The following is a 20,370-nucleotide window of genomic DNA, read 5'->3' as shown; positions in this document are numbered from 1 at the left end:
CTCCACAGCGCTTGCTGTCATTCGCGGCCAAGCACCGCGTTCACCGAGCATGGCATGAAGACTACATTGCCTAACGCGACTGCTAGCCGGCTTGAATGACCGGTGGCGAAGGTGCTGCAGTCGTACAGCTCGGCAGGTGTGAATGTCTGCAGATCGAAGGGGAGAACTCACGCCGCCACCGCAGAAATTGGGAAACTCGCCTGGATGCATTGCACTTCCATGTGCTAAGTTCACCAGCAAAAGCCGGGTTACGTTTCAGGGGGCGAGGTTGCAATGAGTTCTGCTTTTCTTTGTCGCTTGTCGCGAGCATCTTTGTTCGGTGTGCTGGTCATCCAGGCAAGTTGCGGTGGCGGCGGGGGCAGCGAACCGGCCGCTCCATCACCGACAGCCACGCCGTTGGCGGCGCCGAGCATCACGGCCGCTCCCTTGGCCGCAATCGCCAATGACGGCGCATCGGTCAGCTTCACGGTCAACGCGTCTGGAAGCGAACCCCTCAGCTACCAATGGCTACGCAACGGTTCGCCCGTCAGCGGCGCCACGTCAAATGGATATTCCCTGCCATCCGCCCAACTGACGGATAACGGGGCGCAGTTCAGCGTCACGGTCAGCAACGCAGCGGGCGGTGTGACCAGCGCCGCCGCTTCGCTGACCGTCAAACCAATTATTGCGTCTCTGGTCACCGGGCTGCCGACAGCCGTCAGCATTGACGAGGGCGTCAGCTATACCTGGACCGTCGTACCGCGCGGCTCTCAGCCGATCAGCCTGCAATGGCTTCGAGATGGAGCGCCCATCCCAGGCGCGACCGGTCTCAGCTACAAGCTCGATAAGCTCAGCTACGGCGACGATGGGGCGCGCATCGCTGCGCAACTCACCAACCCAGCCGGCACGATCGAGAGTTCGGCAACCCTATTGTCGGCTTCGCCAGCAAAGGCGCCAACGCATCTGAGTGCTTGCCAGACCATCAATCAACCCGGCAGCTACCTGCTGGACGCCGATCTATCGATTGGCCTGCCCCTGGATGGCCTGCCCTGCATTCGCATCAAGGACACCAGCAACGTCTTGCTCGATTGTGCGGGTCATGCGATTGCCACGGGTCTCAGAGACCAAGGTAGCCGGGCCCTGGAAATTTTGAACGTCAGCCAAGTTGCCGTCCGGGCTTGCCGGGTGAGCGCCGCCTGGACGGACATCCAGAACGTGAAGGACCTGAGCTTCACCAACAGCGTTCTGTCGTCGACGGACCCTTCCGTACCAAGCATCGTCAATGTGACTAATTCCGAACGGCTGCGCTTCGACGGCAACCAGCTTGCAGGCAGCTACCAGCAGCATTACACCCATCGGGCCACAATCTCCAATAACCGTGTCACCACCGTGCCCGTCGTGGTCGTGGCGGGCTTGCTGATCAGCAATTACGGCAGCAACAACCGTCTGCTCGGCAATGAACTCGACGGCAACTGGAATGCCAGCATCAAGGAGTGGAACGGAGCTGATGACGGCATCATCCTGACTGACGAGATCGACGCGCTGGTCCAGGACAACACCATACGCAATGTTTGGGATGCTGGCATTGAATGGGTGGGCGACCTCAATGGTGCCATCATTCGCCGCAACAGGATCAGCAATGCAGCCATCTACGGCATCGGCGGCTGGTATTGGTCGAGCGTCTTCAACAGCCAGTTCTCGGACAACCAGGTTGAACAAGCGCCAGCGCTGTTTGGCCTCTTTCGCTCCTTTTGCCTTCGCGCAGCGGGCTCTGACTGGCAGCACGTATTGCCGGCCGATACGGCGATTCGCTTCGAGAACAACGTTTTTTCGGGCAACGTTTTGACCAAGCCTTTGACTGGCTCTACATCACGCGCCTCATATTTCAATTTCTCGTTCCCCTTCGATTCGCAAAACGCGTGTTCAATAGTCCCCGGCGAACGTAAACCAACGCCAGCAGAGGTCAAACTGGGTAACAACATCTTCAAGAACAACAACTTCGGCAGCGAGACCGGCTACCCGTACTTTGACGGCTCGCTCAATGGCGCCGGCGTCATCGTGGACGGAGGCGGTAACGTGTGTTCCGTGGTGAAGGAAGTCAACTACCCCTTGATCTGCAACGCCAAGTAGTGGTGCCGGCCAACTCCAGACACTCGGCCCCGCGCCTCTGGCGGCGGCTTTGAGCCCATAGCTGAAGTTAACCTGCAGCCAACAGAAGCGTCGAAAGCTGGTGGAGCCCTTCATAATCAAAGTCTGCCCCCCGCTTGTTCGAGATGCCTACCTTTCATCATGGATAAATTCTTGCTGCAGCAGCAGGTGCTGGAACGGCTCGCCGAAGACCTGCTGCAAGCCGAACAGGCAGCTCGGGCGGCCCATGAAACGGCGACTCACGAAGAAAACGTCGCCGAGAACAAGTACGACACATTGGGTCTCGAAGCTGCCTACCTGGCCACCGGCCAAGCTCGTCGCGCCGAAGCCATCCGCCGGGCGATGGCCAATTGGCGCCAATTCCGCCCGCGCCCCTACGACGCCAGCAAAGGCATACAGCTCGGCGCGCTGGTCTGCCTAGTCGATTCAGACGACAAGCAGCAACAGCTCTTTCTCGGCCCGGATGGGGGCAGCATGAAGTTGGTCAGCGGCGCTCAGCTCATTCAGGTCATCAGCAGCGAAGCCCCGTTGGGCAGGGCCATGCTGGGTAAGTGCGAGGGTGATGAGGTGTCGATACAAGTCGCTCCAATCCGACAGCAGTTTGAGGTGCTGCGGGTTCATTGAGCCGCCGGCAAGTTCACGCCGAATTGATCAGAGATTAATCGCACCGCTCCCTTTAGGAAGCTCTGCACAACTCCTGGCGAGCTATGTGGAGTTCGTTCGGGATCTCGGCCTCGCGTACATAGAAATTACCTTGCCCTCGCTTGTCGTGCCTGAGCCGATGACAGCAACGGGTCGGCAGCGCCAGTTCGCCAGAGGCTGGACCGGTCATCCAGACCGGCTCGGCGGCAGTTGCCCCATTGAGTACCCGGTCTCGGGTGCAATGCGGTCATACGCTGCTGCCCATCGAACATCAGATCACGACCGTACCAGTCACTCGGAGCGCTTGCCGCCAATGACTCGGATCAGCCTGATGAAGAACTTCTACGGAATCAGGCAACAAAGCGAAGCCGCCCAAAGGCCCGGGACTGAGCAACGCGCGTCGGATCTTTGTGGTCATGCCAGGTGAACTCAGCAGCTGGGCCACTGTTGACGACATTCGACGCAGGCACGGTCGGCCTCGCCGACCTGCGTCGTCGCTCACGCCCCGTTCACGGCGCTTCTTGCCCGTCCAGGACACTGATTGTCGAGAACACTAGCCTTCGTCACACAGGCCGCGCATCACATCGAGCAGCACATTCGCCCCCTGCGTCAGCTCGGCCGGTGCCGTGTGTTCGCGCGGGTTGTGGCTGATGCCGCCCTGGCTGGGCACGAAGATCATCGCGGCCGGGCAGATGCGGGCCATCATCTGCGCGTCGTGGCCGGCGCCCGAGGTCATGCGGCGACTGCGCTGCCGGCGTGAGGCAGCCGAGGCCTCGATGCAGCGCACCAGGCGCTGGTCGAACTGCACCGGCTCGAAACGGGCCAGCGGCTTGGCGGTGATCTCCACTTCCTGCTCCAGCGCCAGCTCGGCCAGATAGATTGCCAGCTCGCCTTCCGCACGCTGCAGCGTGGCCTCGTCGGTGTTGCGCAGATCGACCGTCACCGTCGCCCGCGCGGCTATGACGTTGATCAGATTCGGCTGCAGAGCTATCGCACCGACAGTGGCCACCTGGCTGCCGCCATAGCGCTGCGCCAACTGGCGCACGAACACGGCAATCGCTGCCGCGCAATAGCCGGCATCGCGGCGCAGACGCATAGGCGTTGTGCCGGCATGGTTGGACTGGCCGGTGATGGTGATCTCCTGCCAGGAAATGCCTTGAAGATCCTCCACCGCGCCGATGGTCAGGCCCTCGGCCTCCAGCACCGGGCCCTGCTCGATATGCAGCTCGATGAAGGCGTGCGGCCGGATCGCGCCGCAGGGCAGCTCGCCCGCATAGCCGATGCGCTGCAGCTCGTCGCCGAGGCGCGCGCCATCGGTGCCCACCGTGTCCAGCGCCTGCTGCAGCGGGTAGCCGCCGGCATGGACCAGCGAGCCCATCATGTCCGGCATGAAGCGCACGCCCTCCTCGTTGGTGAAGGCGGCCACAACCAGCGGCCGCTGCGTCTGCACCTTGCGCTCGTTGAGCCAGCGCACCACCTCCAGCCCGGCCATCACGCCGTAGATGCCGTCGTAGCGGCCGCCGGTGGCGACGGTGTCTATGTGCGAGCCGGTCATCACCGGTGCGGCGCCGGGGTTCAAACCCGGCCGCGTGCCGAAGATATTGCCGATCTGGTCGATCTGCACCTGCAGGCCCAGCTCACGCATCCAGGCCACCAGCTGATCGCGGCCCGCCCTGTCGGCATCGGTCAGCGCGATGCGGCAGACGCCGCCCCTGTCCGTCGCGCCTGAGCGGCCATGCGCCTCAATGCGCGCCAGCAGCGACGCCTCGGCAATACCTTCGCGGGCCAGCCAATCGCTTTGCGCCTGCAGCACCTCCGATGCCGACAGGCCGGTCAGCGCCTGATAGACGCCCGGCGCGGTGGCGCCCTCGGTGTTGATCAGCAGCACGCGAGACTGCGCATCGAGACCCAGCTGCCTCGCCTGTTCGGGCGAGGCCAGCACGGCCAGCAGGCCTGCCAAGCCGGCCACACCGGACTCGCCGGCCAGCACCGGAATGTCGCCGTGTTCGCCGGTCGCCAGCAGCCGCATTGCCTGCTCCGCCTGCGCATCGCTGACGGTCATGAAGAAGTCCACCGCGGGCTGCAGAAAACGCCAGGCCAGCGGCGAGGTCTCGCCACAGGCCAGACCGGCCATCACCGAATCGACGCTGCCGCTGGCCCGTGCCGCCCGGCCGCTGCGCGTGCTTTGCAGCAGGCAGTCGGCCTGCTCCGGTTCGACGACGATGAAGGCCGGCCGCTGCGCGCCGTAGCGCTCCCAGAAATAGCTGGCGATGCCGGCCGCGAAGCCACCGACGCCGCCCTGCAGGAACACATGGGTGAAGGGGCAGGGGCCGTCGTCGGCCGCCGTTTCCAGCAACTCGTCGGCAATCACCGCATAGCCCTGCATCACGTCGCGCGGAATGTCTTCGTAGCCCTCGTACGAGGTGTCGGACACGACCTGCCAGCCCCTCAAAGCGGCCAGCCTTGCAGCCTCTTCGACCGAGGCGTCGTAGTTGCCGGTGATGCGCACGATCTCGGCGCCCAGTGCGGCGATAGGCAACTCACGCTCCTCGCTGACCTGGGCATGGAGCACGATCACGCAGCGGCAGCCTATGCCGCGCGCCGCCGCAGCCAGCGCCCGGCCGTGATTGCCATCGGTGGCGCTGATGACGACATAGTCTTTCAGAACATCGGCATGGCGGCCTGCGAGCAGGCTCTCGGCCGTGAAACCGCTATCGGACCACTGCCGCAACACCAGCCGCAGCAGCGCCACCGGCGCGCCCAGCGCCTTGAAGCTGCCCAGCGGCGAGCGTCGCGATTCGTCCTTCAGGCTGACCTGGCCCAGACCCAGCTGCTGCGCCAGTCCATGCAGACGCCACAGCGGCGTGGCGCCGGGGTTGAGGCCGTCCCACCGGGCCAGCCAGCGGCGGCTCTGCTGGCCCTGTTCGATGTTCATGATCGCCTGCAGCGAAGCGTCGTACCGGCCTCGGCGAGCCTCGGGATTGGCAACAACAAGCATTTGAATCAGTTCCTGGATGAAGACGACGAAGGCAGGCGCTGGCGGGCCAGCTCGGCGAAGTAGCGGGCGCCGATGGGCAGCAGCTGATCGTTGAAGTCGTAGCCGGCGTTGTGCAGCGGCACGCCGCCGGCGCTGCCGGCCTCGCCGTTGCCGATGAAGACGAAGGCGCCGGGCACGACGCGCAGGAAGGCGCCGAAGTCCTCCGAGATCATCATCGGCTGGACCTGATCGTCCACCCGCTCGGCGCCGACCACGGCGCGCGCCGCCGCCGCAGCCACCGGCACGCATTGCGGCCAGTTCACCGTGGGCACGAACTCATGCGTGTACTCGAACTCGCAGCTCGCGCCATGGGCCGCGCAGATGCCCTGGCACAGCTCGCGCATGCGCCGCTCCAGCAGCGCCTGCACCGCGGGGTCGTAGCTGCGCGTGTCGCCCTTGATCGTCACGTGGGTGGGAATGGCATTGCGTATGCCGTCGGTGATGAACTCGGTGCAGGAGACCACGGCCGGCTGACCGGGATCGACCGAGCGGGCGACGAGGGTCTGCAGCGCCAGCACGATCTCGGCGCCTATGACCAGCGGGTCGATCGCCATCTGCGGCCGCGCCGCATGGCCCCCGCGGCCGGTGATGCGGATGACGAAGTTGTCCTCACTGGCCATGATGCCTCCAGCGCGCGTGGCGATCTGGCCCATCGGCATGCCGGGCATATTGTGGGCGCCGTAGATCTCGTCGACCGGGAAGCGCTGGAACAGGCCGTCGGCCATCATCGCCGCCGCGCCGCGCCCATGCTCCTCGGCCGGCTGGAAGATGAAGCGCACCGTGCCGTTGAAGTCGCGCCGCTGCACCAGCAGCTGGGCCGCGCCCAGCAGCATGGCCATATGGCCGTCGTGCCCGCAGGCGTGCATGCAGCCGGGGTTCTGCGAGGCATGCAGGCGGCCGGGCGCGTCTTCGCTCATTGCCAGCGCATCCATGTCTGCGCGCAGGCCGATCACGCCCGGCCCGTCCCCCACCGTCAGGCTGGCCACCAGGCCAGTGCCGCCGATGCCGCGGTGCACCTCCAGGCCCAGCAGCTCCAGCACCTGGGTGACGAAGTCGGCCGTGCGCGCCTCGTTGAAGCCGGTCTCGGGAAAGCGGTGCAGTTCATGGCGCCAGCGCTGCAGCTGGCTGATGTCGGGTTCGGCGCTGTTCATGGGGCACTCGGTAGGTGAGTTCGCCCTCATTGTTGCGGCAGCCCCGCGACGCGAATCAGCGAATTTCGGTGCGATACAGCCGAAATTTCCCGATTTTGGGCCTCAAGGCGAGGCTACTGGCTGGACCGGACCAGACGCAGCGCGCCGTCGGCCCAGCGGTCCTGGAAGGCGATTTCGCCCTGCTGCACCCGCATGACCATGGCCCAGTTGAGGCTCACCAGATAGGGCGTGGACGACCACAGCGCTCCTTCGGCGACCGGCGCGCCCGGAAACAGCGCCGTATCGATCGCCGGCGAGGTGCGCGAGCGGTCTGCGATGCTGCTCAGCTCCTTGATATTGGGCACGCGCCAGGCCTTGCCGGTGCGGGCCGCTTCCGCCTGCGCCCGCAGCAGCGCGCCGTCCTGCGTGAACAAGGACTGCGCGCCCGAGCAGTCGCCGGCGGCGTAGCTCATGCCCTCGGGGCAGCGCCGCCAGATCAGGGCGGTGCGGACATCGGAGACCTCCTGGCCATCGGCCGAGACCTGAAAGCGCGCTGACTGCGCCCAGCCATCGGCGCCGCCGAACAGGACGGCGGCCGCGCACAACAGCCCCCTCAGCAGCGGCATCGCCCGGCCCGGGAACAAGCGCTTGGTGTGTTGGTTCATGACAGCGATCTCAACGGTTGCCTCGCACCAGGCGCACATGGAACTGTGCGCCGGCGTCGACGTAGGCGGTCCACCCGCGGGAGAAGGGCACCATCCAGGCCTGCTGCTGCTCCTGCCCCGCCGCGCGGCGCGACGTCCAGTACAGGCTCTCCATGGTGTTGGGGAACCAGTCGCGGTCGATGAAGCGGCCGGCGATGGCGGCACCATAATCGATCAGCCCAAGCAACTCGTCGACATCCGGCAGGCGCCAGTCGCTGTAGCCACACAGGCCCTCGGCATTGACGGCCGCCACATAGGCGCTGGCATCGCCAGGTCGGCCATCGTCGTAATTGGAATATTGAAGGGCCGCATCACGGCTGCCGCCGTCACTGGGCTTGCCCTCCCACATCAGGCCGGTGACCTTGTCATTGACACATTCGGTGCGCGCATGGCCGGGGACTTCGCTGAACGAGAATCCCAGCCTGCCGTCGGCGGCGTCGTTGAGGCCGGCATCGCGGCCGACCATGCCGTCTTGCCGCGGGCTCAAGGCCAGCGCTGCGGCGCTGACGCAGCTTTCGAGCCCGTCGTTGTTGGCCCGGTAGCATTGGTCGGCGCCAACGCCGGTGTCATTGAGCCGGCTCGGCGGATCGATGCTCAGGCCCGAGCCGCTGATGTCGACCTCCACCGGCGACTCCATCCCGCTGCAATCGCTGGCCTCACCGGCCCAGAAGGTGACGTTCAGGTTGCGTATATTCTGGACGGTCTGCAGCGGGAAGCGGAACGCGCGCACATAGGCCCGGCTGCGCGGAGTCGCACCCAGGCGCAGCATGAACACATCGGTCGCGTAGGTAGTGAGCAACTCGTGGGCCAGATCGACCACATGGACACCGTTCGCATCGGTGAACAACTGCGGCGCGCCGACATTGTTCTGCGGGGCAGTGGAGGGCGTGATCTGGAGGGGCACCTCGGCCAGCATGCCGCCGCTGCTTGCATCGCGACATTGCACGGAGGTGATGATGGTCGATGACGTGACGGCCGCGGGCGGGGGCGCTGTGCCGGTGGTGGCGATGGCCTGGGTCACCACCTTGAGCAGGTTCAGCTGCGGATAGCTTTCGCCGTTGGCACGCTTCACCGGCTCGGTGGATGAGCCTATCAGCAGCTGCTTGACCTGGGCGGCGCTCAGCTCGGGATTCAGGAACCAGGCCAGTGCCGCCGCGCCCGTGACATGGGGAGCCGCCTGCGAAGTGCCATGAAAGGTGGTGGTGCGGCCCTGGGCTGCACCCAAGCCGACGATGCCGCGACGCGTCGGGGTCATCGGGCTCTCCACGGTGCAATGGAATCCCGCCCAACCGGGATGTTGATAGTGATAGCCAGGCGGATCCGACACTTCCTTCGAGCGGCACCAACTGCCACCACCCGGCGCCAGCAGTTCGACCACACCCGGGCCGAAGTTCGAGTAGGCCTCGGCGAAGCCATCGTCCTTGAATGGGCTGCCGGGGGCGACAGCACCTACGACCAGCACCCGGCTGCGTGCCATCTCGTAAGCCGCATAGTTCGCCCACTCGGGGAGAAACAGGTGGCCGAAGAAGCTGTTGGCGGCGGCATGGTCTTGGTCGTTGCCAGCGGATGTGACAACCAGAAAGTCATGCCGGGCGGCCAGTCGCTGAACCAGATTGCCAAAGGTGACGGCCGAGCTCGCGCTCGCGGCCATCTTGGTAGAAGCCGAGGAGTCCTTGCTGAAAGACGGACCCATGCTGATGTTGATGACCTTGACCCCCTGCTTGGCCAGGCGCGCGATGTGGGTCAGGATCGACATTTCGGTGAAATCGCTGCGCGCGGCGTAGATCGGGGCATCGACTTGCCAAGCCACGCCGGCTATACCAGTTTCGTTGCGGCCATGCGCACCAATGATGCCGGCCACATTCATGCCGTGGTGCAGCCTCATCCACGCGACTGCGTAGGTATCCAGATTGGATTTGGACTCTTCCGATATCGGAGGCGGCAGCCCAGCCTCCGTGGCCTGTTCACCGGCCGGCCCGTAAATCGCGGCAAAGCGGATGTCCTCGTGGTCGCTGATGAAGCCCGAGTCGATGATGCCGATCTTGGACTTCTTCGTAACCCTCCCTAGTCGGGTGTGGCGGTTCACCTCCTGCCAGGCGTCCTCGCTCTTGATCTTCTGCAGTGCCCAGGCCTGGTCGGCATAGCGCCCGCCCTTGGGCAGCCACTCCGTTGAGCTGGACCGCGCGATGGTGTTGAAGGACACGTTCAACACGCCGGGGTGCGCTGTCAAGGTCGCCTTCGCCTGAGTCAGGGCCGCCTCATCGGAGACGCCGTCGAATTCCAGCTGATAGGTGTAGGCCTCGGGGATATGGCCGACCACCCGGGCGCCGAGGCTGGCGAACAGCGCCGATGCGCCGGAGGCATTCAGGCTTTCGCGCACCACCACCAGCAGCTGTGCCTTGGCCACCGTGAGGCCAGACGAGAGCTGCACATGCTGCTCCGGGGGCGTCGGCTTGACGATCAGCGGCTGCAGCTCCAGCGGCAGCGTGCCCTCGACGCGCCAGCGCAGGGCGGCCGGGTTGAAGGCGACATTGCGGTCGTGCCTGAGGGTGATGGTGTCTGGCGGGGTGGCGCTTGCACCCGCCGCCAGATTGCCCACCAGCACATTGCCGTCGATGACGGTGGTGCCAGTGCCGGCGCCCTCCACATAGGCACGGACATCGGTCTGCGCCGCTGGCCCGTTCTTGACCGTAACCCTGAACACATAGTCGAAGACCGTGCGCGATACACGCAGTTCGCTGAGCTTGCTCAGTGCCACCACGGTGGCCGCCGGATCCGCCGCTGCCGCCAGGCTGTGGCCGGTCTGCAGAGAGATGAGCAGGCCGAGACCACCGGCCATCAGCCGTTGGAACCGGGTCGCGAAGGCCCACCTCATGCCGAGTATCCCGTTGTGACGGCCGCGCCGGGCCGATGCCGGGCGCGCCGCACAAACCCGAGCAGCAAGGCCGTGCCGAGCAGGCCCAGGGCGAAGCTGGCCGGCTCCGGCACCACGGCCGCAGGCGTCGTCAGCCCCGAGTACAGCACCTGATAGTTGGCATCAACGATGTCGAACATCAGCTCACCGGGCGCGCCGCTGCCCAGATAGCTGAACTGGATCGAGAAGCCGCCCTGCGACTGTCCGGCCAGCAGGCCGGCGCCGCCGATCGCGAAGGCATCCAGGTAGCCGGCCGAAGCCAGGACCAGATCGGGCTGTATCACCAGGCTGTCCCAGCCGGCGGGAGAGGCCAGCAGGGTCAGGTCGGCATACAGGCCCTCTGCAAAGTAGGTGGTGAAGCCCCGCAGCTCGACCGGCAGGCCATCGCCCACCACCGTCAGGTCCACCACCCAGGCATTGCCGGCCTGGTGATGGAACGAGCTGTTCATCACGGCCGCCTGGGAGGTTGCGGACAATGCGCCGGCCAGCAGCGCGGCGGTCCATAGGTGAGCCTTCATGTCGGTGCCTTCGTCTTGTGCGGGTCGGAAGACGCCGCGTGTTTTCAAGGCCAGGCCCAGCCGTAGAAGCGGCGCAGCACGGCAACGCGCTCGCCGCTGCGGCCGCGCTGACTGGCTGATGGCTGCTCCCTCGCCCGTGCGTCACCGGTCTCGGCCTCGCCTGGGCAGCCCAGGGAAGCCACGGTGTCTGGCTTGTTGAAACAAATCTATCATCGGCCTCGTCCAATGCACTGGACAAGCTGCGCCGCCCGCCCCCCGCGAACACAGGGGTGCGGCGCTCCCTGACGCTGCCCTGGGCAAGAGATGCGATGACCGAAACGCTGGATAGCTATGTGCGCAGCCGCGCCAAGGCACTGGGCCTGTCCAACACCGAGCTGTGCCGTCGGGCCAAGCTGAGCCGGCAGACCGTGCACTCGTTGACCCAGGTGGGCGGCAAGCTGCCCACGCTGCCGACGGTGGTCGCGCTGGCGCGGGTGCTGCAGGTTCATCCGATCCGCATGCTGCGCCTGCTGTTCGACGCCGAGCCCTCGCCACCGATAGGCGCGCAGGGAGGTTCGCCCCGCCAGGATGACCAGAGCGCCTTCGTGCGGGACGTGAGCTTTCCGGACGGCGAGATGGTTCTGCCGGGCCAGCGCTTCGTCAAGACCTGGGAGATGCAGAACGTCGGCAAGGTGGCCTGGACGGACCGCTTCATGCAGTGCCAGGACGAGCAGATCGTCGTCTACACCCGTGACGGCAGGGAGGTCCGCGTCGCCGACAACCTGCTGCCCTCATCGACCTTGATTGCCGTGCCGCCCACGGCGCCGGGGCAGACGGTGCAGATCAGCATCGAGTTCACGGCCCCGCAGATGCCTGGCACCGTGGTGTCGTACTGGAAGTCGGTGTTCGCCGACGGCACGCTGTGCTTTCCGTCGGCGCGTGGACTCTGGGTCAAGGTCCATGTCAGCACCCTGGCCACCGCCGCCCAGGAGTTCCGCTAGCCTCTTTGTGGGATGCCCAGATCGGTCATCCAGCGCTACATTAGCAAAACACCAAATCGGCAAAAACGGAGGGTCTTGGCATCATGGACGCACAGCAATGGGTGATGACGGTGATGGCCTTCCTTGTCGGGGCGGCCGTGGCCTGGGTGGGCGCGCACTGGTGGTTCGGCCGCAAGCTCAAGGACGCGGCGTCGAACAAGGAGCGTCTTGACGCCGCACGCCACCTAGCCAGCCAGCAGGCCGCGCAGGCGCGCAAACAGATCGAGATGCTGCAGCAGGAGATGGCCGAGATGCGCTTGGCTGCCCAGCGACGCAGCCAGCGCGCCGAGGCGCAGGCCCATGCCTCCGGCCCCGCGCCGCTGCCGATCTTCGGGGCCACCGGGCCCGGCGAACTGCCCAGCGACGGTTTCCCCCAGACGCAGATCCTGCCGCGCAAGCGCTAAGGCGGGCCTAGGGCGCCAGACGCCCCAGCACTTCCAGGCCCTGGCCCTGGGGCCGCACGACCACGCCTTCACCGGAGGCGGTACCGAGGCCGGTCAACATGCTGATATTGACCTGGTGCGTCACCACCACCAGCACGCCCGGGCCGCGCCACTGGCGCAGCAGGGCCAGGGCGGCGGCGGTTTGTGCCGGCTGACGTGACGGATCTCCGAAAAAGGAGTTGAAGTTGCTGTCCTCGCGCGCCCGGCCCGGGAAGGCCAGCTCGGCGGTGTCGCGGGTGCGGCACCACTGCGAGGTCAGGACCGCAGTCACCTTGATGCCACGCTGGCGGAATTGCTCGCCCAGGCGCCTGGCCTGCGCGCGCCCGGCTTCATCCAGATTGCGCTGGGTGCTGCAGTCGCCCAGCTTCATGCCGGGCGGATCGCCCCCACCGGGCGCCGTGGCATGGCGGAACAGCACGATGCTGCCGTCCTGCAGCGCGGGCCAGGCGGCGTCGGCCTGGGCACAGGCACTCGATCCGGCCAGCAGGGCAGCCGCCACGAGGGCCGGGCCGGCGCACCAGGTCCTGACTGTCATCACGAAATCCATCGAGTGCCTCGTCTTGCGCATTTGAGTGGGTGCATTCTGCTGTGCTTAGTCAATTGCCCGCGCTAATATGATGGTCATCATATTCAGCTACATTGCGCCCATGGACACACCCCTGACCCGCAAGGAACTGACCCACGAGCGCATCGTCGAGACCGCCGCGCGTGCCATACGCCGCACCGGTTTCCAGGGACTGGGCGTGGCCGACATCATGAAGGAGGCCGGCCTGACCCACGGCGGCTTCTATGCCCATTTCGCCTCGCGTGACGCCCTGCTGTGCGAGGCGCTGGAGCGTGCCGGCCAGGATGCCGGGGCCGGCCTGGCGCGGCGCATCGCCAGCCAGCAGCTGGTCGATGCCAGCCCCCTGCGCCAACTGGTCGAGGCCTATCTGGCCGAGGGCAATCTGGCCGCGACCGAGCATGGCTGCCCGGTGGCCGCGCTGGCCTCCGAGATGCCGCGCCAGGCCCCCGAGGTGCGCGAGGTTGCTGCCCGGCGGGTGCGCGGCCTGATGGCCACCGTCGCCCGGGCCCTGCCGGCCGAGGCTGACACCGACAGTGCAGCCGTGATCGCCGCCCAGCTGGCCGGCGCACTGCAGCTGGCCCGGTCGCTGGGCGACAACGCCGAGGGCCGGGCCCTGCTGGCCGCCACCCGTCGCGCGCTGCTGCAGCAGCACGACACCGTGTCCACCCTTCCGTCTCACTGAGCCATGGCCAGGCTCACCGCACTTTTCCGCGGCCTTCGGCCAGAAATATGACGGTCGTCATATTCAACCACTCTCCCATCAGGAACAGCATCATGAAACTCGACAACGCCACCGTTCTGATCACCGGCGCCAATCGCGGCATCGGCCTGGCCTTTGCCCGCGAGATGCTCGCCCGCGGCGCCCGCAAGGTCTACGCGGGTGCCCGCGACCCGTCCAGCATCACGCTGCCGGGCGTGGAAGCGATAAGGCTCGATGTCACCAACCCCGACGACGTTGCCGCCGCCGTGCAGCGCGCCGGCGACGTGACCTTGATCATCAACAACGCCGGCATCGCCACCACCGGCGGCTATCTGGCCGAAGGCAGCATCGAGGCCGCCCGCCGCCAGATGGAGACCAATTTCTTCGGCCCGCTGCGTATCAGCCAGGGCTTCGCGCCGGTGCTCGCGGCCAATGGCGGCGGCGCGATCCTGAACGTGCTGTCGATCGCCAGCTGGATCAGCGGCCCGTTTCTCGCCACCTATGCCGCCACCAAGTCGGCCGCCTGGTCGCTGACCAACGGACTGCGCCAGGAGCTGCACGCGCAGGGCACCCAGGTGCTGGCCATGCATATGGGCTTTGTCGATACCGATCTGACCCGCGGCATGGACATGCCCAAGACCACGCCCGACGAGGTGGTGCGGCGCGCGCTCGATGCGCTGGAAGCGGGCGCCGACGAGGTGCTGGCCGATGAGATCACCCAGCAGGTCAAGCGCGGCCTGTCGGCCGAGCCGGGCGTCTACCTGCACGCGCTGGCGCGTTGACACCATGAGCGCCGCCGCCCAGAGCCCCACCGTCAACGCCCGCACGCAGCAGATTCTGCAGGCGCCGCTGCTGCCCACCCTGATACGCCTGGCCACGCCCAATATCGTCGGCCTGCTCGCGATGACGGTGGTGATTGGCTATGACGGCTTCATCCTCGGCCGGCTCGGCGCCGATGCGCTGGCCGGCGTGGCCCTGGTGTTCCCGCTGTCCATGCTGATGATGCAGATGTCGGCCGGCGGCATCGGTGGCGCGACCACGGCCGCGGTGGCAAGAGCGCTGGGCGCGGGCCGTGGCGACGATGCCAGCCGCCTGGCCCAGCAGGCGCTGCTGATCGCCGCGCTGCTGGCGGGGCTGTTCATGCTCGCGCTGCTGGGCTTCGGGTCTCGCATCTTCACCGCCATGGGCGGCGCCGGCCCGGCGCTCGATGCCGCGCTGGCCTACTCTAATGTGCTGTTCGGCGGCGCGCTGGTGATCTGGCTGACCAATGTGCTGGCCGCCATCGTGCGCGGCGCCGGCAATATGCTGCTGCCCTCGCTGATGCTGCTGACGATGGCCGCCATCCACCTGCTGCTGTGCCCGCTGCTGGTGTTCGGCTGGGGCCCGCTGCCGGGCCTGGGTGTGGCCGGCGCGGCGATCAGCAGCCTGAGCGCCAATGCGCTGACCGCCCTCGTCATGGCCCATCACCTGATGCGCCGCGACGGCGCCGTGCGGCTGCGCGGCCAGGCCTGGCGCCCGCGCCCCGATCTGCTGCGCGAGATCCTGCGCGTCGGTCTGCCGGCCTCGCTGAGCCCGGTCATCAGCAATGCCTCGATCGCGGTGGCCACGGCCGTGGTCGGCAGCTATGGCACGGTGGCGCTGGCCGGTTATGGCGTGGCCGCGCGGCTGGAGTACATCCTGGTGCCTATTGCCTTCGGCTTCGGCACCGCGCTGACGGCCCTGGTGGCCACCAATATGGGCGCCGGCCAGACCGGCCGCGCGCTGCGCGTGACCTGGCTGGGCGGCGGCCTGGTCGCGGCCATCACCGGCGGCATTGGCGCGGCGGCGGCACTGGCGCCCGGCCTGTGGATGAATCTGTTCACCGCCGACCCGGCCGTGCGCGAGTTCGGCGGCAGCTATCTGAACATCGTCGGCGGCTGCTACGGCTTCTTCGGCCTGGGCCTGGCCCTGTTCTTTGCCTCGCAGGGCGCGGGCCGAATGTTCTGGCCGCTGGCCGGCAGCCTGGCCCGGCTGTTGATCGTGGCGGTCGGCGGCTGGGCCTGCGTGCACTGGCTGCGGCTGCCGATCAGCGGCTTCTCCATCGTCGTCGCGCTGAGCCTGGCCGTCTATGCGGCCATCATCGCCGGGGCGCTACGGCTGGGCGGCTGGGGCCGCTAGATCCTGGCCACAGCCTCGCGCGAGCGCCGGTCGTCCGAGGCCAGCGGGCTGATCGCGGCGGCCTGGGCGAAGCGGGTCTCGGCCCGCTGCTTCAGCTCGGCGGCCTCGGCCCTGCTGGTGGCGCTGGCCGCCATCACGCCGAGGGCCCTGGCCTCGTAGATCAGCAGCAGGCGAGGTGAGGGCGTCTCGGCACTCGCCAGGCGCGCGAATGTGGCCTGGGCCTCGGCGGCCTGCGGGCGTGCTAAAGCCTTGTTGCCAGCAGCCTGCGCGCATTGGGCCAGCGACATCAAGGCCAGGCCGCGACGCCGCTGGGCATTGGCGTCCTTGGCCTCGGCCCAGCGGGCGATCAGCGGCTGCAACAGCGCGGCGGCGGGCTGGCAGTGGCCGTTGGCGGCCTGCGCGCGGCCCAGACCCAGGCTGAACAGCGTGCGGCGCGGCTGCCAGGAGGCATTGCCCGGGTTGTCGCGCAGCAGCTGATCGACCAGGCGCCAGGCCTCGGTCATCACCGCCTCGGCGGCGGCCGTGTCACCCTGCCGGCTCAGCGCCTCACCCAGATTGTGCTGAACCAGGGCCAGGCTCCACTGCCGGCCGGTGTCCGGTGGATCGCTGATGCGCACCGCCTCGGCGCCCACCCTGGCCGCTTCGCGCAGCCGGCCAATCGAGGCATCGAGCTCGTCATGCTTGTCATAGACGACTGCCTCGGTGCCCAGCATCATCGAGTGCCGCATCAGCACATCGGCGGCCGGGGTATCGCGGGCCAGGCTCTCGAACAGGCGCCTGGCCTCGGCGAAGGCGGCCAGCGCCGGGTCGCGCTGATTCAGATTGGGCAGGTTCTGGGTATCGTAGGTCTGGCCGATCTCGCCCATCACATAGGCCAGTGCCAGCCGCAACTCGGCGTTGTCCGGCTGCAGCTGCAGTGCCGGCCGCAAACCCTGCTCCGCCCGCCTGAACTGTGCCAGTGCATCGGCGGGCTGGCCGGCGCTGCGCGCCAGTCGGCCCAGCGTCTTGTGGGCCGAGGCCTGCGCGATCAAGTGCTCGACCTTGTCGGCCGGGGTCAGCGCCGCGGCTTCGAAGGCACGTAGCGCCGCCTCGGCATGGGTCTTGGCCTCGGCGTTCTTGCCGGTGTTCATGCCGTTCACATTGCCCTGCGCATCGGCCAGCCGCGACAGCGCGCTGCCCAGCACCGCCTGGGTCTCGCGCGGCTGGCCGGGCTGGGCGGCCAGCTGCTCCAGGTTCTTCGTCGCCTCGGTCAGCATCGCCTCGCGCACCACCGAGCCCCCGGGCAGATTGCTGATGGCCTGCGCATGCTGGCTGACGATGTTGCGCAAGAGCTCCTGGATCTGCGCCAGCCGCGCCTCGGCCGATTGCTCGGCCACGCGCGCAGCATGGGCCTGCCAACTGGTGCCAGCCAGGCCCAGCAGCAGGGCCAACACAGCGGCGACGGCACCGGCGCTGGCGCCGCGATGGCGCTGCACGAACTTGGCCGCCAGATAGCCGACGGACGCCGGACGGGCCGACACCGGCCGGCCATCCAGATGGGCGCGAACGTCTGCGGCCAGTGCGTCGACGCTGGCGTAGCGCTGCGCTATGCGCTTGTCCAGCGCCTTCAGCAGGATGTTGTCCAGATCCCCCTGGAGCTGGCGGCGCCTGCTCAGCCAGGCGGGGTCGGTCACCAGCTCGGGCGACAGGCTGCTGGGCCGCGTCGGCTCGTCCTCCAGCACGCTGCGCGCGGCCTCCTGGGCGGAGGTGCTGTCGCGCCCGTAGGGTCGCACACCGGTCAGCATCAGGTACAGCAGCACGCCCAGGCTGTAGATGTCGGTGGCGGTGGTCACCGCCTCGCCACGCACCTGCTCGGGGCTGGCGTAGTTCGGGGTGAACGGGCGGGCGGCGGCGGAGGTCTGGTCAGCGTCCAGGCCCTCTCCGGGGTCGAGCAGCTTGGCAATGCCGAAGTCCAGCAGCATGACCTGGCCCTCGGGCGTGACCAGCACATTGCCGGGCTTCAGGTCGCGGTGCACCAGCAGGCTGCGGTGGGCATAGGCCACCGCATCGGCCAGTTGCAGGAACAACGCCAGCCGCTCCTTCAGCGAGCGACCCGCCATCGCTGCGTCCAGCGGCAGGCCATCGACATAGGCCATCACGAAGAAGGGCTGGCCGTCGTCGCTGAGGCCCGCGTCCAGCAGGCCGGCGATATGCGGATGCTGCAGCCGCGCCAGCGCCTGGCGCTCCAGCGCAAAACGCTGCAGCACGGCGGCGGAGTCCATGCCTCGCTTGAGCAGCTTGATCGCCGCGCGGCCCTCGTATTGCCCATCGGCCCGGCGTGCCTCGAACACCTCGCCCATGCCCCCGGCGCCCAGCGGCCGCACGATCTCCCAGGCACCCAGACGCTGGCCGGTGCGGGCCGCGCCCTCACTCATCAACCGCGCTGCGGGAGACGCCAGAAATGCCGCTTCGCCAGTGCCGGTGCTGGCGCCATGATGGGCCAGCAGCGACAGCACCTCGGCGCACACAGCGGCATCGGCTTGTGCATTCGCAACAAAGGCCCCCCGCTCTGCGGCGGGCAGGGCCAGGGCTTGCTCGAACAGGGTCTTGACGGCAGACCAGTCGGCGGGGGAGCTGTGTTGAGGCATCCACCGATTGTCGGGCGCCGCCTCGGTGATGCAATTGGCGTAAGTCCCTCTGCTAGGAGGCTGTCGGGCTTGGGGCCCGACCCCAAGCCCGACAGCCTCCTAGATCGCCCAGCGCAAGCCCTGCAACGTCGGCAGCGCCTCGACGGGCGCAGTCTGGCGCTCCGGCTGCTGCAGCACCCGGTCCAGGATGCGCTCCTCCAGCGCCGCAAAGGCCGCCTGGCCGCGCGAACGCGGGTGCGGCAGATGCACGCGCTCGTCGAGGCTGATGCGCCGGTCCTCGATCAGCAGCACGCGGTCGGCCAGGGCCACCGCCTCGGCCACGTCGTGGGTCACCAGCAGGGCGGTGAAGCGGTGGTGGCGCCACAGCTGCTCGATCAGGCGCTGCATCTCGATGCGGGTCAGTGCGTCCAGCGCGCCCAGCGGCTCGTCCAGCAGCAGCAGGCGCGGCGCATGGACCAGCGCGCGGGCCAGGGCCACGCGCTGGCGCTGGCCGCCAGACAGCACCGCTGGCCAGTCATTGGCGCGATCTTCCAGGCCGACCTGGGCCAGGGCCTCGCGGGCGCGGTCCTTGGCGTCCGGTCCCGTCAGACCGATGGCGATGTTGTCGAGCACGCGCTTCCAGGGCAGGAGGCGGGCATCCTGGAACATGAAGCGAGTGCTGCTGCGCACGTCGCTGCCCGCCACACCGTCGAGCAGGATTCGGCCGGTGTCGCTTGCATCGAGCCTGGCGATCAGTCGCAGCAGCGTGCTCTTGCCGCAGCCGCTGCGGCCGACGATGGCAACGAACTCGCCCGGCGCCACGCTCAGATCCAGCGCCTGCAGCACGCTGCGGCCGGCAAAGGCCTTGCTCAGGCCCTGGATTTGCAGCGCCACGCCCCCCGGCTTGTGTGCAGCACGGGCAACGACAGTCGGCCGCTCGACCCGCAGCGCGCGCGGCACCGGTGCCGAGGCACCCAGGTTCAGGACATCCAGTTCGGTGGTGTGCATGAAACTCCTCCTCATGATTGCGTTTGATAGCCGGGGTGCCAGCGCAGCCAGCCACGCTCCAGGCCGCGGGCCAGCAGGTCGGCCAGCTTGCCCAGCAGCGCGTAGAGCAGGATGCCCAGCAGCACCACATCGGTCTGCAGAAACTCGCGCGCATTCATCGTCATATAGCCGATGCCGGCCTGTGCAGACACCGTCTCGGCGACGATCAGGATCACCCACATCAGGCCCAGCGAGAAGCGCACGCCGACCAGGATGGACGCGGTGGCGCCGGGCAGGATGACCTGGCGGTAGAGCTGCCAGCCGCCGAGGCCGTAGCTGCGCGCCATCTCGATCAGGCCCTTGTCGACCGAGCGTATGCCGTGGAAGGTGTTCAGATAGATCGGAAAGAACACGCCCAGCGAGACCAGGAAGAGCTTGGCCGATTCATCGATGCCGAACCACAGGATGACCAGCGGAATCAAGGCCAGCGGCGGCACATTGCGCACCATCTGCAGGGTCGAGTCGAGCAGCGTCTCGGCCCATTTGACCGAGCCGGTCAGCAGGCCCAGGCCCAGGGCCAGGCTGCCGCCGACGACGAAGCCGGAGATGGCGCGCCCCGCGCTGACCGCCACATGGCGCCACAGCTCGCCCGAGGCCGACAGGCCCCAGGCCGCCTTCAGCACCGCCCAGGGCTCGGGCAGCACGCGGGTGGACAGCCAGCCGGCCTGCGACAGCGTCTGCCAGACGGTGAGTATCAGCACCGGCACCAGCCAGGGCAGGGCGCGCTGGCGCCAGCGCGCAGATGGGGTTGTCATGTCCTG

At 67.5% G+C, this 20,370-nt stretch carries 16 protein-coding genes and 1 pseudogene; 7 read left to right on the top strand and 10 right to left on the bottom strand.

The window, feature by feature from the left end:
* Positions 1–273: 273 nt before the first annotated feature.
* Together DES47_RS07630 and DES47_RS07625 are read left to right on the top strand one after the other, a co-directional pair.
* Positions 274–2,109: a right-handed parallel beta-helix repeat-containing protein gene (locus tag DES47_RS07630; RefSeq protein ID WP_133700083.1), complete on the top strand. Its 1,836-nt coding sequence runs from the start codon at positions 274–276 to the stop codon at positions 2,107–2,109.
* A 159-nt stretch (positions 2,110–2,268) separates the two neighbouring features.
* Positions 2,269–2,751 (top strand): GreA/GreB family elongation factor, encoded by a 483-nt coding sequence (locus tag DES47_RS07625; RefSeq protein ID WP_133700082.1) that lies wholly within the window; start codon positions 2,269–2,271, stop codon positions 2,749–2,751.
* 571 nt (positions 2,752–3,322) lie between these two features.
* On the opposite strand, the gene DES47_RS29210 is transcribed toward DES47_RS07625, so the two are convergent.
* The 6 genes and pseudogenes from DES47_RS29210 to DES47_RS07600 all read right to left on the bottom strand — a co-directional run bounded on the left by DES47_RS29210 (position 3,323) and on the right by DES47_RS07600 (position 11,072).
* Positions 3,323–4,558, bottom strand: a complete 1,236-nt coding sequence (locus DES47_RS29210) for a M20 family metallo-hydrolase (RefSeq protein WP_425057431.1) — start codon at positions 4,556–4,558, stop codon at positions 3,323–3,325.
* 33 nt (positions 4,559–4,591) lie between these two features.
* Positions 4,592–5,767: pseudogene (locus DES47_RS29205) on the bottom strand (diaminopropionate ammonia-lyase); the annotation flags it as partial.
* Between the two features lie 5 nt (positions 5,768–5,772).
* On the bottom strand, positions 5,773–6,957 hold the full coding sequence (locus DES47_RS07615) for a M20 aminoacylase family protein (protein ID WP_133700080.1): 1,185 nt from the start codon (positions 6,955–6,957) through the stop codon (positions 5,773–5,775).
* Between the two features lie 113 nt (positions 6,958–7,070).
* Positions 7,071–7,601: an Lcl C-terminal domain-containing protein gene (locus DES47_RS07610; protein WP_166651899.1), complete on the bottom strand. Its 531-nt coding sequence runs from the start codon at positions 7,599–7,601 to the stop codon at positions 7,071–7,073.
* Positions 7,602–7,611: 10 nt separating this feature from the next.
* Complete coding sequence (locus DES47_RS07605) at positions 7,612–10,515, bottom strand: S8 family serine peptidase (protein ID WP_133700078.1); 2,904 nt, start codon at positions 10,513–10,515, stop codon at positions 7,612–7,614.
* The gene (locus tag DES47_RS07600; RefSeq protein WP_133700077.1) at positions 10,512–11,072 is read right to left on the bottom strand and encodes a PEP-CTERM sorting domain-containing protein; all 561 of its coding nucleotides are present in this window, start codon (positions 11,070–11,072) and stop codon (positions 10,512–10,514) included. Before DES47_RS07600 ends, DES47_RS07605 begins: the two co-directional genes overlap by 4 nt.
* Before the next feature lie 308 nt (positions 11,073–11,380).
* On the opposite strand from DES47_RS07600, the gene DES47_RS07595 reads away from it, so the two are divergent.
* Complete coding sequence (locus DES47_RS07595) at positions 11,381–12,052, top strand: NBR1-Ig-like domain-containing protein (RefSeq protein ID WP_133700076.1); 672 nt, start codon at positions 11,381–11,383, stop codon at positions 12,050–12,052.
* An 83-nt stretch (positions 12,053–12,135) separates the two neighbouring features.
* Entirely contained in the window at positions 12,136–12,495 is a 360-nt protein-coding gene (locus DES47_RS07590; RefSeq protein ID WP_133700075.1) for a hypothetical protein, read from the top strand.
* 7 nt (positions 12,496–12,502) lie between these two features.
* Here the strand turns inward: DES47_RS07590 and DES47_RS07585 are convergent, their stop codons facing one another.
* On the bottom strand, positions 12,503–13,069 hold the full coding sequence (locus DES47_RS07585; protein WP_133700074.1) for a histidine phosphatase family protein: 567 nt from the start codon (positions 13,067–13,069) through the stop codon (positions 12,503–12,505).
* 112 nt (positions 13,070–13,181) lie between these two features.
* Between DES47_RS07585 and DES47_RS07580 the strand changes: the two genes are divergently transcribed.
* From DES47_RS07580 to DES47_RS07570, 3 genes are all read left to right on the top strand, one after another.
* A complete protein-coding gene (locus DES47_RS07580) occupies positions 13,182–13,781 on the top strand; it encodes a TetR/AcrR family transcriptional regulator (protein ID WP_133700073.1) in 600 nt (199 codons plus the stop codon).
* Positions 13,782–13,873: 92 nt separating this feature from the next.
* Positions 13,874–14,581, top strand: a complete 708-nt coding sequence (locus DES47_RS07575; RefSeq protein ID WP_133700072.1) for an SDR family oxidoreductase — start codon at positions 13,874–13,876, stop codon at positions 14,579–14,581.
* Positions 14,582–14,585: 4 nt separating this feature from the next.
* A complete protein-coding gene (locus DES47_RS07570; RefSeq protein ID WP_166651898.1) occupies positions 14,586–15,956 on the top strand; it encodes an MATE family efflux transporter in 1,371 nt (456 codons plus the stop codon).
* Here the strand turns inward: DES47_RS07570 and DES47_RS07565 are convergent.
* The 3 genes from DES47_RS07565 to ssuC all read right to left on the bottom strand — a co-directional run bounded on the left by DES47_RS07565 (position 15,953) and on the right by ssuC (position 20,364).
* On the bottom strand, positions 15,953–18,583 hold the full coding sequence (locus DES47_RS07565) for a serine/threonine-protein kinase (RefSeq protein WP_133700070.1): 2,631 nt from the start codon (positions 18,581–18,583) through the stop codon (positions 15,953–15,955). The two genes, DES47_RS07570 and DES47_RS07565, sit on opposite strands and share 4 nt — an antisense overlap.
* 99 nt (positions 18,584–18,682) lie before the next feature.
* Positions 18,683–19,570: an ATP-binding cassette domain-containing protein gene (locus tag DES47_RS07560; protein ID WP_133700069.1), complete on the bottom strand. Its 888-nt coding sequence runs from the start codon at positions 19,568–19,570 to the stop codon at positions 18,683–18,685.
* Between the two features lie 11 nt (positions 19,571–19,581).
* Positions 19,582–20,364 (bottom strand): aliphatic sulfonate ABC transporter permease SsuC, encoded by a 783-nt coding sequence (gene ssuC / locus DES47_RS07555; RefSeq protein ID WP_133700068.1) that lies wholly within the window; start codon positions 20,362–20,364, stop codon positions 19,582–19,584.
* Positions 20,365–20,370 lie beyond the last annotated feature (6 nt).

Source organism: Roseateles toxinivorans (assembly GCF_004362525.1).
Taxonomy (GTDB): Bacteria; Pseudomonadota; Gammaproteobacteria; order Burkholderiales; family Burkholderiaceae_C; genus Paucibacter; species Paucibacter toxinivorans.
Note: the sequence above shows the minus strand (reverse complement) of the source record. Positions and strands in the feature narration are given on the sequence as shown.

Bases quoted from the DNA above. Each gene is read 5' to 3' on its own strand.
- DES47_RS07600 (WP_133700077.1), bottom strand. From the start codon at position 11,072: ATGAAGGCTCACCTATGGACCGCCGCGCTGCTGGCCGGCGCATTGTCC.
- ssuC (WP_133700068.1), bottom strand. From the start codon at position 20,364: ATGACAACCCCATCTGCGCGCTGGCGCCAGCGCGCCCTGCCCTGGCTG.
- DES47_RS07575 (WP_133700072.1), top strand. From the start codon at position 13,874: ATGAAACTCGACAACGCCACCGTTCTGATCACCGGCGCCAATCGCGGC.
- DES47_RS07570 (WP_166651898.1), top strand. From the start codon at position 14,586: ATGAGCGCCGCCGCCCAGAGCCCCACCGTCAACGCCCGCACGCAGCAG.
- DES47_RS07595 (WP_133700076.1), top strand. From the start codon at position 11,381: ATGACCGAAACGCTGGATAGCTATGTGCGCAGCCGCGCCAAGGCACTG.
- DES47_RS07605 (WP_133700078.1), bottom strand. From the start codon at position 10,515: ATGAGGTGGGCCTTCGCGACCCGGTTCCAACGGCTGATGGCCGGTGGT.
- DES47_RS07580 (WP_133700073.1), top strand. From the start codon at position 13,182: ATGGACACACCCCTGACCCGCAAGGAACTGACCCACGAGCGCATCGTC.
- DES47_RS07625 (WP_133700082.1), top strand. From the start codon at position 2,269: ATGGATAAATTCTTGCTGCAGCAGCAGGTGCTGGAACGGCTCGCCGAA.
- DES47_RS07590 (WP_133700075.1), top strand. From the start codon at position 12,136: ATGGACGCACAGCAATGGGTGATGACGGTGATGGCCTTCCTTGTCGGG.
- DES47_RS07560 (WP_133700069.1), bottom strand. From the start codon at position 19,570: ATGCACACCACCGAACTGGATGTCCTGAACCTGGGTGCCTCGGCACCG.
- DES47_RS07630 (WP_133700083.1), top strand. From the start codon at position 274: ATGAGTTCTGCTTTTCTTTGTCGCTTGTCGCGAGCATCTTTGTTCGGT.
- DES47_RS07615 (WP_133700080.1), bottom strand. From the start codon at position 6,957: ATGAACAGCGCCGAACCCGACATCAGCCAGCTGCAGCGCTGGCGCCAT.
- DES47_RS07610 (WP_166651899.1), bottom strand. From the start codon at position 7,601: ATGAACCAACACACCAAGCGCTTGTTCCCGGGCCGGGCGATGCCGCTG.
- DES47_RS07585 (WP_133700074.1), bottom strand. From the start codon at position 13,069: ATGACAGTCAGGACCTGGTGCGCCGGCCCGGCCCTCGTGGCGGCTGCC.
- DES47_RS07565 (WP_133700070.1), bottom strand. From the start codon at position 18,583: ATGCCTCAACACAGCTCCCCCGCCGACTGGTCTGCCGTCAAGACCCTG.